This is a genomic window from Pelotomaculum sp. FP (assembly GCF_004369245.1).
GTDB classification, from domain to species: Bacteria; Bacillota; Desulfotomaculia; order Desulfotomaculales; family Pelotomaculaceae; genus Pelotomaculum_C; species Pelotomaculum_C schinkii.
Genome location: NZ_QFGB01000023.1, coordinates 44,197 through 58,299, shown reverse-complemented (window position 1 = coordinate 58,299; position 14,103 = coordinate 44,197). Strand labels below are relative to the sequence as shown.

At 49.1% G+C, this 14,103-nt stretch carries 13 protein-coding genes and 1 other RNA gene; 2 read left to right on the top strand and 12 right to left on the bottom strand.

Annotation, left to right across the window (positions count from 1 at the left end; translation table 11 throughout):
- The 12 genes from rlmD to Psfp_RS10845 all read right to left on the bottom strand — a co-directional run.
- Positions 1-1,055: 23S rRNA (uracil(1939)-C(5))-methyltransferase RlmD (gene rlmD, locus Psfp_RS10900; RefSeq protein ID WP_134218569.1), on the bottom strand; the 1,055-nt coding region annotated here is incomplete at its 3' end.
- A 9-nt stretch (positions 1,056-1,064) separates the two neighbouring features.
- Entirely contained in the window at positions 1,065-2,675 is a 1,611-nt protein-coding gene (locus tag Psfp_RS10895; RefSeq protein ID WP_134218568.1) for a PAS domain-containing sensor histidine kinase, read from the bottom strand.
- A gap of 203 nt (positions 2,676-2,878) precedes the next feature.
- On the bottom strand, positions 2,879-3,058 hold the full coding sequence (locus Psfp_RS10890) for a CorA family divalent cation transporter (protein WP_282434337.1): 180 nt from the start codon (positions 3,056-3,058) through the stop codon (positions 2,879-2,881).
- Positions 3,059-3,124: 66 nt separating this feature from the next.
- Positions 3,125-3,655 (bottom strand): nitroreductase family protein, encoded by a 531-nt coding sequence (locus Psfp_RS10885; protein WP_134218566.1) that lies wholly within the window; start codon positions 3,653-3,655, stop codon positions 3,125-3,127.
- A gap of 128 nt (positions 3,656-3,783) precedes the next feature.
- A complete protein-coding gene (locus Psfp_RS10880) occupies positions 3,784-4,218 on the bottom strand; it encodes a MarR family transcriptional regulator (protein WP_134218565.1) in 435 nt (144 codons plus the stop codon).
- A gap of 121 nt (positions 4,219-4,339) precedes the next feature.
- An RNA gene (gene rnpB / locus Psfp_RS10875) (RNase P RNA component class A) lies at positions 4,340-4,709 on the bottom strand.
- A 72-nt stretch (positions 4,710-4,781) separates the two neighbouring features.
- The gene (locus Psfp_RS10870) at positions 4,782-5,492 is read right to left on the bottom strand and encodes a C4-type zinc ribbon domain-containing protein (protein ID WP_134218564.1); all 711 of its coding nucleotides are present in this window, start codon (positions 5,490-5,492) and stop codon (positions 4,782-4,784) included.
- Positions 5,493-5,544: 52 nt separating this feature from the next.
- The gene (locus tag Psfp_RS10865; protein WP_134218563.1) at positions 5,545-6,663 is read right to left on the bottom strand and encodes a Nif3-like dinuclear metal center hexameric protein; all 1,119 of its coding nucleotides are present in this window, start codon (positions 6,661-6,663) and stop codon (positions 5,545-5,547) included.
- Complete coding sequence (locus Psfp_RS10860) at positions 6,654-7,343, bottom strand: class I SAM-dependent methyltransferase (RefSeq protein WP_134218562.1); 690 nt, start codon at positions 7,341-7,343, stop codon at positions 6,654-6,656. The genes Psfp_RS10865 and Psfp_RS10860 overlap by 10 nt, the downstream gene beginning before the upstream one ends.
- Positions 7,344-7,409: 66 nt before the next feature.
- Positions 7,410-8,267, bottom strand: a complete 858-nt coding sequence (locus Psfp_RS10855; RefSeq protein ID WP_134218561.1) for a hypothetical protein — start codon at positions 8,265-8,267, stop codon at positions 7,410-7,412.
- 101 nt (positions 8,268-8,368) lie between these two features.
- Complete coding sequence (glnA, locus tag Psfp_RS10850; RefSeq protein ID WP_134218560.1) at positions 8,369-9,790, bottom strand: type I glutamate--ammonia ligase; 1,422 nt, start codon at positions 9,788-9,790, stop codon at positions 8,369-8,371.
- Between the two features lie 327 nt (positions 9,791-10,117).
- Complete coding sequence (locus tag Psfp_RS10845; protein WP_134218559.1) at positions 10,118-12,862, bottom strand: calcium-translocating P-type ATPase, SERCA-type; 2,745 nt, start codon at positions 12,860-12,862, stop codon at positions 10,118-10,120.
- 187 nt (positions 12,863-13,049) lie between these two features.
- Between Psfp_RS10845 and Psfp_RS10840 the strand changes: the two genes are divergently transcribed.
- Positions 13,050-13,520, top strand: coding sequence for an HAD family hydrolase (locus Psfp_RS10840; RefSeq protein WP_134218558.1), 471 nt, complete (start codon positions 13,050-13,052; stop codon positions 13,518-13,520).
- 203 nt (positions 13,521-13,723) lie between these two features.
- Positions 13,724-14,080 carry a hypothetical protein gene (locus Psfp_RS10835; protein ID WP_134218557.1) on the top strand — a complete coding sequence of 119 codons (357 nt, stop codon included), beginning with the start codon at positions 13,724-13,726 and terminating at the stop codon, positions 14,078-14,080.
- The last annotated feature ends 23 nt before the right edge of the window (positions 14,081-14,103 follow it).

The following is a 14,103-nucleotide window of genomic DNA, read 5'->3' as shown; positions in this document are numbered from 1 at the left end:
TCTTCAACCGCCGCGGAGACAACCTCGAGACCGTATACCTGCCCGGCCCGCCGGGCCAGATATAAAGCTATGGTACCGATCCCGGAGTAGGCGTCGAGCACCGTTTCTCTTCCGGTCAAGGCTGCGTACTCCTCGACCTTGCTATATAAGACCTCTGTCTGAAGCGGGTTGACCTGATAGAATGAACCGGGTGATATTCTGAAGGTCAGGTGGGCCAACCGGTCATAGATAGCGTCCCGGCCTGCCAGAAGCCTGAACTCCTTGCCCATAATCTCCCCGGACAAACCTGTGTGGATGTTGCGGACCAGGGAGGTTATCCCCGGCTGTTGGGACATAAGCTCACTTGCAAAGTCCTTCTCGCGCGGCCAATCCCGGCTTCCTGTAACGACTACGGCCATCATTTCGCCTGTAAAGAAAGCCTTACGCAATACCAGGTGTCTAAAAAAAACAGGCTCCCGTTCCAGGTCTCCTCCGTACTTGTTAAGGAGTGTCCCACAGAGGGAGGCCAACTGGTTCAACCCGGTGTCTACCAGGAGGCAACCAGGTTGCCGGCAGTTTCCGGCGCTGAAAAAACCGGTCAGATTATGGGAGCCCTCTTCAAAAAAACCAAGTTGATAGCGACCGTCTTGCTTTTCAACCTTAAAATGGACTTTATTGCGGTAGTGCCAGGGATGCTCCATACCCACGGTCTCACCAACCACTACATCACCCAAACCCCCGATACGGGCTAAAGAATCCTGGACCAGACCAGTTTTCAGCCTCAAATGCTCCTTATAAGACACATGCTGCAAACGACAGCCGCCACAGGCGGCATAGTGGACGCACTGCGGCTCAAGCCTGCAGGAAGAAGGCTCCAGGATTTCCAACAGCCTCGCTACCGCATAATTTTTTTTCTTTTCTAAAATCTCGGCTAAAACCTTATCCCCGGGCAATGTCCCGGGGATAAATACTGCCAACCCATGGTAACGACCCACACCTGCTCCTGAGTGGGTGATCCCGGTAATAAGCACTTCGGCTTTTTCTCCAGTTCTGATGGTGGTCTTATTTGATGTCAATTAGCAGCCTCACTGTTTGGCGAATCTTACGAAAAATGTAGTTCCTTCAGATCCGGTCTTAACCTTGATGGTGGCGTTGTGGCGGGCGGCGATGCTGTAGCAAACTGCCAGACCCAGGCCGGTTCCCTTTTCCTTGGTGGTAAAAAACGGAGTACCCAGCTTTTTAAGGACTTCCGGATCAATACCCGTACCCTGATCCTGCACGGACAGGACTACTTTGCCGTTATCCAGGCACGTCTTGATAGTCAGGTGCTTGCCGGGTTGCATGGCTTCCATCCCATTCCGGAACAAATTTAGGATTAACTGGCGTATTTCTTTTTCGTCCAGGTTTAAGTTTATTATTTCTCCAAGTTCTATTTTTATCTCCTTGTCACTTACCATTGCGTCGGCCTGAATAAGGGGATACAAGCTTTCAATAATATCATTGAGGTTGTGATGCTTCAACTCCACCGCCCTGCTTCTGGCAATGGAGAGGAATTCAGAAATAATTGCATTGGCCCGGTCCAGTTCGAGGATCATCAGGTCGTAGTATTCTTTGTATTGCACACAATCCTTTTTGCCGCTCAAGTATTGCAGAAAACCCTTAACCGCGGTCATTGGGTTTCTTATCTCGTGAGCAATCCCGGCAGCCATTTCGCCAACCAGGTTGAACCTTTCGAGCCGGGCCATCTCTATTTCCAGTTGCTTCTTTTCGGTAATATCAATGGAGTTAGTTAATACGCACCGTTCTCCACCAAGGGCTATGACATCCGCCGACAACAGACCTATCCGGATTTCGCCCGACTTGGCTCTAAGCTTAACCTCCATGTTCCTGACTATACCATGTTTTTTAATTTCGCGTATATATTTCTGGCGATCTTCCACTTCCGGCCATAAGTTCAAATCCATACATGAACGGCCCAGGCTCTCCTCCAGGCTATACCCCAATACCCGTTCAAATGTCAGGTTTACGTCAATATACCTGAAATCTTCAAGTCTTCTAAGCGTCTGAATGATTGAACTGGTGTGAAAGATTTTATAAAAACGTTCCTCCGAATGGCGCAGGGCTTCTTCCGTCTTTTTATGTTCTGTTATATCGCGCCAGGTGACGGCAATCCCATCACCCAGCTTCACGGCCCTGATATCGTACATCCCGTATATAATTTTTTTTACAGGATCCTCATAGGTCATTTTTTCTCTGACCAAAGGGACACCTCGATTGGCAACCAAGCAGAATTCATTGAAAATGCCCGCTTCTTTATAAAGGGGACGCAACTCCAGAAAGCTCCTGCCGATCTGCTCCTCTCTGGTCATTTTGAAGTTGTGACATGCTGCGTCATTAACATATTCAAGCAGGAAATCTGTGATTTTCCCGGACTTGTCCCGCACAGCCGAATAAACCGCAAAACAATCCAGCATACTGTCTACAAAGGTTTGAAAGCGTTCCTCGTTTTTTTGAATTCGTTCCTCCATGTTACGTAGTTGGGTAAGAAGCATCGCGCACTCAGGTGTTTTTAAAATTTCCTCATTGACAAACTGAGATCCGTACTTATTCTGGTAATCACAAATTTCACGACGGTTAATATAAGTATCCAAAGCTTTTCTTCTCAGCCCACCAGGTATACTTAATTTTACACTCACCAGTAATACCTCCAGAATATGGCACGATACTTTTTTTATTTATTTAGACAAATATCTCACATTTCCTTCATTCATATTGTCGAAATCTGAAAAATTTCTAAATTTTTTTTCAATTTCGCAATCGCATACAGAAGAAGTAAGCCACTATTTCAGGCGTTTTTAATAATTTTATTATTTTAGTTAATTTATGTTAGGATACGTTTTTAAAGGAATTTCCTTTTTGTAAATACATAAGCTAATATGCATGATAACGTGATTGATATGATTATTGTCAAGGCAAATGCATGCGGGTAATTCTGAAGCGGCAAAGTAATGTTCATTCCATAAAAACTCATCATGGTAGGTATAGATAATATTATGGTAATTGAGGTTAATAATTTTATAAAGAAAAACGCCCCTTTTCAGGCGTTTTTCTTCATTGTCGTGTGAGTAAATCAATAAGCGGGTTACTATTTGACGTAGTTTACGTACCGTCCAACTTTAAATTCTTTTTCCATAAATTCTTTTTCTGCTGTATTGCCCACAATTACTCCTGCTAACGGGGTAAATCCTTCCGGCACCCCCACTTCTTTTATCAGTTCAGGAGCTACAGAAAATGCGGCCAAAAAGCCTGTCAAGTAGACTGAACCCAGACCCAAAGCAGTTGCTGCAATTAGCACATTTTCTCCGGCACATGCTACATTTGCACCTGCTCCGCCATATGGGGTTTCGTTGTTACCAGAAATAACCAGCAAAGTTGGCGCCCCATAAAATGGGGTGTAGCCTTCTCCTTGACAAAAAGCTGTTGCTGCTGCCTGAATCAGCTTTCTGAGCAGTTCCTTGTTCTGAATTACTGAAATATGCACGCATCCCTCTGCCCCTCCTGCCTTTGGAGCTGCATCTGCTGCGAAAAGAAGTGTTTCCAACTGTCTGTCTGAAATCTGTTCTGTTGTATAGCTCCTCGTACTCTTTCTCTTTGCGATTGCTTGTAATGCTTCCATTTTGCATTTCTCCTTTTAGAATTTAATCTTTTTGTTCTGTTTACAAGCACACCTCCATATCCAGGTTTTTCATCATGTTAGACGTCTAACTATATACGCAAAAAAATAATCCTTAGATTATATGTGATTCATATTTGTTTATCCAGTCTGGAGTTTACCTTATTCAATAACATTTCAAAAACCTCTGATTCTTCATCTGTAAAATCACCATAGAGCATGGCATTAAGCTTTTCAGAAATATCCTCAAAAATTGGTCTCAGTTCAATTCCCTTATTGGTTAATTTTATATAGGTTACTCTACTATCCGTATAACTTTTTTCCTTTTGAATAAAACCATACTCCGCCAGCTTATCTATCAATACAGTAACTGTTGGCTTTGTCCTATTAATTTTATCTGCTAACTCCTTCATAGTGTATTTCTCTCCATGAAAAAGGATAACTAAAATATCACCATGAGAAGGAACAAGCCCTTTAATTCCATGACTTTCGAGTTCCCTGATAATAAACTTATTTGCTTTTTCTCTTATCCTGCCTATTAGGGAAAGCGCATTGTTTTGTTTCATATTCACAGTATAGTTAGACATCGAACTATTGTCAAGTTTTTTTAGTCAATCGACAGAGAAATAAATTTAGAAACCCACAAACTAAAAAATACGCCCAATTTAGAGCGTATTCCGTCATTGACGTGTGAGTAAATCGATAAGCCGGGTTCTGTCGTTAAGTGATCATCTATCTAGGACGACTGTTTCCAGCCGCCTCAAGCGACCTTACCCGGGAACGGGACGGGCCGTCCCTATGTTCCTCTATTCGGTCTTGCTCCAGGTGGGGTTTACCTAGCCGGCCGGTCGCCCGGCCGCTGGTGCGCTCTTACCGCACCGTTCCATCCTTGCCTCACACCGGAAGGTCAAACCTTCCGGCGGGCGGTCTGCATTTCTGTGGCACTTTCCTTGGGGTCGCCCCCACTGGGAGTTACCCAGCACCCTGCCCTGCGGAGCCCGGACTTTCCTCAGGCGCCACCTTTCGGCCTTGCGCCCGCGACCACCTGATTTACTCACTAGCATTTATATAACATATTATATCACTAAATATATAATAATTGCAAATCTCGCGCTCCGACTTGTCCGGTCTACCTTTCCCAGAATAAAAGCCGGCCGCAGTTGCTGCAGTATACCAGATCTGCTCCATGCTTTAAAAGGCGCAGGTCGTTGAAGGATATCCCCATCCGGCAGCCCAGACAGATCCCTTTTTCGACCTTGGCCAGGGGGTCATTAAACCTTTTTTTCATCTCCTGGTATTTGTTCCAGAGGTCAATATCCAGTTTATCCAATATTTTTTGTCTTGATAGGGGCAACTGGGCTAAAACACTTTTAATCTTTTGCTGGTTGGCCAGGTATGTGCCGTGCATCTTACGAAACTCATCGGCTTTTTTATTTAACTCTACGCTCTTCTTCTCCAGCTGAGCGCGCAGGCTGTCCAGATGCTCCATGATATTAAGGATTTCATCCTCGGTTTTATTGACGACGCTCTTCAAGCTGTCAAGCTTGATTTTGCTGGTGTTGATTTCTTTGATGTTGGTGATAGTACCGCTGTATAATTTTTGCCCGAGATGATCCACCTGCTCAGTTGCCGCGGCAGCATCCATTTCTTTTTTTTTCAGCTCTTTTTTTAAACTATTATACTTTTCCTTTAACTTATCAAAGTCCGCCCGGCCCTGTTCTATTTCACCCCTGAGAGCCTTTAAGTCTTTGGAAATCTGCCCCTCCTTCAACTTTATCTCCAGCGCCTTCCTCTGACTATCCAGCAGCTGGATTTCCCACAGCGGTTTTAAATCGAGCATAGCAAACCTCTCTCCTCGACAAAATTAATAAAGGATAGGAATATTTCCTATCCTAAAGATACTCAAACGGGTCCGTCTTGGTCTCAGACAAGATTACCTCAATATCCATGTTCAATTCGCGGCAGCGACTCCGGAGATAGTTCTGCAGCTCCGGCAGGACCACTGCTTCCGTGCCATAGTGCCCGGGATCCACAAATTTGAGTCCGGCGTCCAGTATTTGCTGGGCTGTATGGTACTTGATATCGCTGGTGACCAGGGTATCGGCTCCGCAAGACAAGGCTGCCTCCCAGAGATCGGCGCCCGATCCGCCGCACACGGCCACCTTGCTGACGGTTTCCTCAAGGGATCCCCCAAAGCGCAGGGCAGCTAAACCCAGGACATCTTTCACCTTTTCGGCAAACCGTCCCAATGGCATCGGCTGGGGAAGCGCGCCAACCCTGCCTAGACCATAAGCCGCGCCGGGATTGTCCAGACGATAGAGATCGTAGGCGACCTCTTCGTAAGGGTGGGCCTTGCTCATGGCCTGCAGGACCCCGTTTACCCGTTTGGCAGGAACTACGGTCTCCAGCCTTATTTCCTGCACCTGCTCTATTTCTCCGATACTGCCGATGAACGGATTGGCGCCTGCCAGCGGCTTGAAGGTACCAGTGCCAGGTACGGCAAACGTGCAGTGGCTGTAATTGCCGATCCAGCCGGCGCCGGCTTCAGCGATAGCGGACCTGACCTGGTCCAAGTGTCCCATCGGGACAAACACAGCCAGCTTAAAATATGCGTCACGGCCGGCCTCTTGCAATATCGAAAGGTCGTTAAGACCGAGCCTCCGGGCCAGCGCTGTATTCACCCCTCCCTCCGCCAGGTCAAGGTTGGTATGGGCCGCGTAAACGCAAATCTTGTGGGAGATGAGGTAACGGATCAGTTCACCTTCCGCACGGTCAAAGCGGATAGCTTTGACCGGTTTAAAAAAAAGCGGGTGGTGGCTCACAATTAAACCAGCGCCTTTTTCCCGTGCTTCGGCGGCCACAACTGGGTTGACATCAAGCGCGAGCAGGACGCGGGCGATTTTATCTTCCGGTGCCCCCAACTGGAAGCCGCTGTTATCCCACTTTTCCGCAAGATATGGAGGCACAGCCTCTTCAATAAGACGAATTATCTCACTGACTTTTACAGGCATGCCGAGACCTCCCTGATTCTAGCCACTTTTGCCTCGATTTCCAGGGCTTTTTCCCTGGCCGCCGTACTATGGGCGAGGGCCAGCCCCGCCAGAACACGCTCGTACTTAACCATAAAACTGGTCAGGTACCTTTCCAGCAACGGGCTTTTTTTCTCCAGCAGTCTGGGGCCCAGCTCCAAATAGAGCGGGTCACAGGTAACTTCACATCCCGGTTCGGCGGCAATGACAACATATATCCGGCCTTCTTCTTCTACCAGTTCCTCATCGGCAATTTTCCAACCGTTAGCTGCCAGCCAATTCCTTAAGTCCCCCGCGTCGGTCATTGGCTGCATTACCAGCCTTTTAATTCCCGCCAATGTTGGCGGCGCCCCAGCCAGGATGCCCCTGATCGTGTTGCCGCCCATCCCGGCCAGGACCAATACCTCGACCTCGCCCGGCTTTAACGGTTGCAGTCCGTCTCCCAGGCGCAAAATTATCCGGTCTTCCAGGGTGTGCTCTTTAATCTTGTGTTTTGCTGACTGGAATGGTCCTTCCCTCAGATCGGTAGCAATTACAAAACGGCATATTCCTTGTTTAACAAGAAAAATTGGGAGGTAAGCATGGTCGGTCCCTATGTCGGCGGCAATACTGCCGTATGGTATAAATGCCGCCAGCGCGGCTAAGCGCTTTGGAAGCTCCATGTTTTCCTCCACCATATTTTGCATCAGAACCAGTATAGACCATTTTTCAAAAAAAGACAAACCCCGCTATCCAGCGGGGTAACCGGAGTCATTTTTGCTCCTCCCAAATTCTGCTCCCAGCAGAGATCTCCATAGTATTGAAGACTTGTCGACATCACATTCATTTATAGCCTTGGCGGTTGTATCGAAGGCTTTCTCGATAACCAGCTTTCTGACCCCGTCCGGCGCGCCGCATGATATAACCTCATCCGCCGCGGGGCAGTTTAAAAACTCCGGCAGAAACATACGCATGCTGGCAAAAAGAGAATGTACCAGTTCCGCGTACGTTTTGTTAAAATCATTAACCCTGTAGTAGACAAGCAACTCCAGATAGTAAGGGTCAAACGGCCTGGCGGCTGAAAGGTTCCACGCTTTGATTACCTTAACCAGCTGTAAAAATCTACCCGAGGAGGCTTTGTCTTTTGCCTTAAATAGCGCTTCCTCCTTATCCGGATTAGACTTAAACCAGCCGCCAAGGCCGTTGGGCGTAAGGTAACCAAATGATTTTAGTTTTATTGAGAGTACAAGGTCGAGGTCAACCCCCGGGCTTTTCACTCTGATAACCATCCCGTCTTCCCCTACCAGGGCATTACCGGCAAATTTCGATAACCTGTTTTTCAGGAAGTAAAGCAGTTTGGTTGAGTTTTCCCGGTAGCTATAGTAATATTTGGAACCCAGGACCAGGTGCAGCCTGAGTGTGTCGGAAGGCACACCTGTCCCCCTGCGGTAAGGGCCCCCGAAAAAGGAGCCGTTGACCTTCAATTCTCTCCCGGCCAACTCAATGAGCTGCTGACTTTTTGCCATTGCGGGGGCAACGCTTTGTTCTGTTAACTCCAGTCCGGCTATGAAGTTCAGAAAAGCTTCTTCAATGGTTCCGTAAGGCAAGGGCTAACCCTCCGTCAGCTTGAAATTTAAGCCTCCGTTGTGTTAACCAGAGGCCTAAATTCCAAAATTATCGACTAAGCGCTATGGCCAAAATTGTAAGTTTAAATGTCGTAATAAAGCATAAACTCGTACGGATGAGGTCTGAGTCTGATGGCGTCAACTTCACGGGCTATTTTATAATCAATCCAGGCATCCAGCACATCCTTGTCAAAGACGCCCCCTTCCAGGAGAAATTCATAGTCACTCTCCAGGGCCTTAAGAGCCTGGTCCAGTGACCCTGGTACGGAACGGATTTCTTTGGCCTCCTCGGCGGGCAGATCAAAAATGTCCTTGTCCATGGGTTCACCCGGGTAAATTTTATTTTTGATCCCGTCAAGACCGGCCATCAGCATGGCGGCAAAGGCCAGGTAGGGGTTGCAGGACGGGTCGGGCGGCCGGAACTCGATGCGTTTGGCCTTGGGGTTGTTGGAATACATGGGAATACGGACCGCCGCGCTCCTGTTCCGCATGGAATACACCAGGTTTACCGGGGCTTCATACCCGGGAACAAGCCGCTTGTAAGAGTTGGTGGTGGGACTGGTCAGGGCTGTAAGCGCATGGGCGTGCTTCAACAGGCCGCCGATATAATAAATGGCCGTTTCACTTAACTTGGCATAACCGTTGGCATCAAAAAACAAAGGGTTACCGTCCTTCCAGAGGCTCTGGTGGACATGCATGCCGGTACCGTTGTCCTGGAAGAGCGGCTTCGGCATAAAGGTCGCCGTCTTGTTGAATTTCCTGGCCACATTTTTAACGATATACTTAAACATCATTACCTGGTCGGCCATTTTGGTGAGCGTGCCATACTTCATATCAATTTCAGCCTGGCCGGCGGTAGCCACTTCGTGGTGCTGGCACTCTACATGAATGCCGGCAGCCTGCATGGTCAGGACCATCTCGGTACGCATGTCCTGCTGGCTGTCCGTGGGCGGTACGGGGAAATATCCTTCTTTGTAGCGGGGCTTGTAGCCCAGGTTCGGATTTTCGTCCCGGCCGGAATTCCAGATTCCTTCCACGGAATCAACATAATAGTAGCCCGAATGCTGGTTTTGGTCATAGCGAATGGAATCGAACACAAAGAACTCCGCTTCCGGGCCCCAGAAGCTCTGGTCCGCTATACCGCTGGCTTTTAAATATTCTTCCGCCTTCTGAGCTATCCCGCGGGGGTCGCGGTTGTACCTTTCACCGGATACGGGATCGAACACATTGCAAACAATACTGAGGGTCTTCACCTGGCAGAAGGGATCGATACAGGCTGTGGCCGGGTCTGGAATAAGGACCATATCGCTTTGGTCGATGGCCCTGAACCCGCGGATACTGGAACCGTCAAAGCCAAGTCCTTCTTCAAATATTCCCTCCTCAAACTCTGATACGGGTACGGTGAAGTGCTGCCAGATGCCAGGTAGATCGATAAATTTGACATCAACCATTTTAACATCTTTGTCCTTGATTAAAGCAAGAACGTCCTGCGGTGTTTTCACTATGTATACCTCCTTTGTGATACATCAAAATGTAAAACAGCGGTCCTCCTTTCAAGTTCTTCTATGGAAATAAAAAACCTCATACAGGCCACCTTTTTGGTGACCCGTATGAGGCTTCATTACCTCATGGAAACTACTCAGTTCCAAGTATAAGAAACAACCCTGTTTCTGTATTCTTATAATAATTTAATTAACTTATATTATACATCTAATCTTACCAAAATCAAGAACCATAAATTGAAATAATTGTATAGCCAAACTAAATCCATTTGGCGCTTTGGAAATATTAATCATAAATCCTCATATTATCAGGCCCAGGGCACTGTTTACTTATACTTTCAGATACATTATTTTTTCCCTGGCACGTTCCGCAAGGCTCCTGAACAGGGTTCCCCAGACAATAGGAGCTGAAGAAATCGCCAGGATAATGGCCCAGTGCTCGCCGTTCAAAGGTACGGTGTGGAAGACCGGCTGCAGAAATGGCACATATACCGAGGCAAGCTGCAGCGTAGCGGAAAACAGAACGGCCCCCACCAGATAGGGATTGGTTCCCAGCCCCACCTCGAGAATGCTGTGAAATTCGGAACGGCAGATGAAAACATAAAACAACTGAAAGAACACCAGGGTGTTAAAAGCCAGGGTCCTGGCCAGGGCCAGGTCGCCCAGTGACAGGCCGATCCGGAAGGCAAGCAGGGTACCGGCTCCTATTACCACCCCGTTGAGGCCAATACGCCAGGTCATGCCGTGCGAAAACACACTCTCCTTGGGATGGCGCGGCGGCCGGTTCATAATGTCACGGTCGTACCGGTCAACCCCCAAGGCCATGGCCGGCAGGCCGTCGGTGACCAAATTCATCCACAGGATCTGGATCGGTACCAGCGGGAGGGGTAAGCCCCCCAGTACGGCCAGAAACATGGTCAGCACTTCCCCCACATTGCAGGAAAGCAGGTAGCGAATAAACTTCCGGATGTTGTCGTAGATGCCCCTGCCTTCTTCGATAGCGGCGACAATACTGCTGAAATTATCGTCCGACAGCACCATGGCCGAGGCTTCTTTGGTGACATCCGTCCCGGTCGTCCCCATGGCGATGCCGATATCAGCTTCCTTAACCGCCGGCGCGTCATTAACCCCATCCCCGGTCATCGCCACCACATGGCCCGACTGCTTTAAGGCGCGGACAATCCTGAGCTTGTGCTTGGGCGACAACCTGGCATATACGGATACCTCCCCCGCAGCCTCCTGCAGTTGCTTGTCCGATAACCGGTCAATTTCAGTGCCCGTCAGGATATCGCCTTTCTTGGACAGAATGCCCAGTTCTAGCGCTACGGCGCGGGCTGTCAACGGGTGGTCGCCGGTAATCATAACTACTTTGATGCCTGCTCTGTGACAGGTATGAACAGCGGTTACGGCGGCAGGCCGCGGCGGGTCGATCATGCCGGCCAGACCTAAAAAAACCAACCTCTGCTCAACAGCCTCCTCCGATAATTCTTCCGCTCCGGCCGGCAGCTCCCGGTAGGCAAACGCCAGCACGCGCAGGGCCTTCTCTGCCAGCAGCCCGTTGTGGCGCAGGATTTCTTCCCTGTCCCGCGTCGAGAGGGGGACCGCGATCCCGCCCCGGTAAGTGTGGGTACAGAGTTCAACAATACTGTCCGGCGCTCCCTTGACATAGGCCGCAACCTTGCCGGATGGTTGCCGGTGCAGGACAGTCATGCGCTTGCGGTCCGAGTCAAAGGGAAGTTCGGCGATCCTCGGCTCTTTAAGCTCCAGCCTCTCCCGCCAATAACCGGCCTTGGCGGCCATCACCAAGAGCGCTCCTTCGGTAGGGTCTCCCAGGATCGACCAGTCATGAGCGGGCCGTCCCTTCACTAATCCTCTGAAAAGCCCTGCGACACTGACTCCTCCCCGTTCCAGCACGGCATTGTTGCAAAAGGCCGCCGCCTTCATCAGCAGGGTAAACTTTATATTCCGCATGTCCCCTCTTCCCTCAAATTCACCCTTGGGATCGTAGCCTTCTCCGGTTATATCAAACACATCACCATTTATGACAACCTTCCTGACAGTCATCTGGTTCTGGGTAAGGGTACCGGTTTTATCAGAGCAAATTACCGTGGCGCAGCCCAGGGTTTCTACAGCGGGCAGCTTGCGAATGATGGCATGACGCCGGATCATCCGCTGGACCCCTATGGCCAGGGCCACGGTTACAATGGCGGGGAGTCCTTCAGGTATAGCAGCTACCGCCAGACTAACCCCGGCCAGGAACATCTGGTAAGCTTCTTCGCCCCGGGCAATACCCACCACTACCACCGACGCGCAAATCAACAGGCAAAAAGCCACCAGCCCTTTGCCGAGCTGTCCCAGGCGGCGTTGCAGCGGGGTTTCTTCCTGGCCGGCTTCCTGGATCATGCCGCATATCTGCCCCATCTCTGTAGACATGCCGGTGTGGATTACCACACCCCGCCCGCGCCCGCGTGTAACCGCGGTGCCAAGGTAGGCCATGTTGCGGGCGTCAGCCAGGGCAACTTCCTGACCGGGCAGAGCTTCTTCCCGCTTCCGTACGGGTACAGACTCGCCGGTAAGAGATGACTCTTCTATTTCCAGGTTGGCGGTCAGCAAAAGCCGCAGATCGGCTGGAATCCTGTCGCCCTCTTCCAATAAGACCAGGTCCCCGGGAACAAGCTCCGAGGCAGGAATTTTGCGTTCCTGGCCGCTGCGTACCACCCTGGCCTCCGGCGCGGTAAGCTGTTTCAGAGCTTCTATAGATCGCTCGGCACGGCACTCCTGGACGAAACCAAGAATGGCGTTAACCACCACGATAATCATAATGGTAACAGCATCGGCATATTCGCCCAACAGTCCTGATATAAAGGTAGCCGCCAGCAGCACCAGGACCATAAAATCTCTGAACTGGTTTGCAAAAAGACTCCATAGTGACACTTTGGCGGCACGGGCCAGTTCATTGGGACCAAAACGCTCCAACCTTTCTTTAACTTCTTTCTCATTAAGACCTTTTTTACTATCGGTTTGCAGCTTCGTCAGAACTTCTTCCCCGGTTAAGGCATACCAGCGCCCGGCCATGACAGTCACCCCTTGTCCAATTACCTTATTATTCCAAATTATATTCAGAATCACCTGGAAAAATTACCACATGTCGGACAGGGGTTTTAAATGGCATGTGACTTTTTCGAATTTACATGTCTGAGGTTGATCATTTAAAATACTTGTAGAGTGCAGTATTAGAAACATACAGAACTTGAGGTGGATTATGATTACAATCACTATTCCAGGTAGAGGCGCTATAACTTTTCAGCATATCGTCCTGGACTACAACGGGACCTTGGGGTGCGACGGCAACCTGATCCCTGGCGTCAAGGAAAGGCTCAACCTACTGGCGGAAAATGTAAAGGTGCATATCATCACGGCAGACACTTTTGGGTTGTGTAAATCTTCATGCCGGGAGATAAAAGCAGTCATTCACATCCTTACTTCAGCAACAGGCGGCCCTGAAAAAGAGCAATATGTTGAAACACTTGGCCCGGAAGGGGTTATGGCTGTAGGTAACGGCAACAACGACGCGCTCATGCTTGCCCGCGCGGCCGTAGGCGTGGCCGTGCTCGGTCCGGAGGGGACTTCCACCCTGGCCCTCAAAGCCTCAGACGTTGTGGTCAATGATATCAACGCCGGGCTGGACCTGCTGTTAAATCCTAAAAGGTTAATCGCTACCTTAAGGACATAGACACAACCCTGATTAAGAGATAATTTTTGTATTGATTTCAAACCAGTATGTTCGCTCGAAAGGGCGTTCTTTTTTTGCAGAATTTTAACAGCAACCTATCCCACCCGCTGCAATCATTTAATAAGTAAATGTAACGAATTGGATATTGTTGGCATATCATGTGTTAACCGGTCAAAACATATCTATTTTAAGGGGGATTTTTTATGGATGAAATTATCAATGAGGATTCTCAGTTATCCGAAGTATTGGAGATACTCGGCAAGGTAAAACCAGAATCGAAGCTGGCGCGTCACTGTCCGGGCAGCGGGTGCGCCAGCGAAAGTATTTTTTCCTTCAGCCGGTGCGGTAACTATTACTGGATCGTTCTTATCTGCAAAAGTGGAACCTTCGCCTTTAAGCATATCAGCCCCGAATGGATTAGGACCTATTCCAATCTGATACTATCTTCCACACAAGTTTGTGTGGAATGGAACATGAACCACTATATAACTGACTGGTCTGTTGAACAGGATAAATTCTGCGGACATTATGCTGACAGAAAGATGGTACGAGCGGTATAATAGATATCATTTTTAAGTCAATA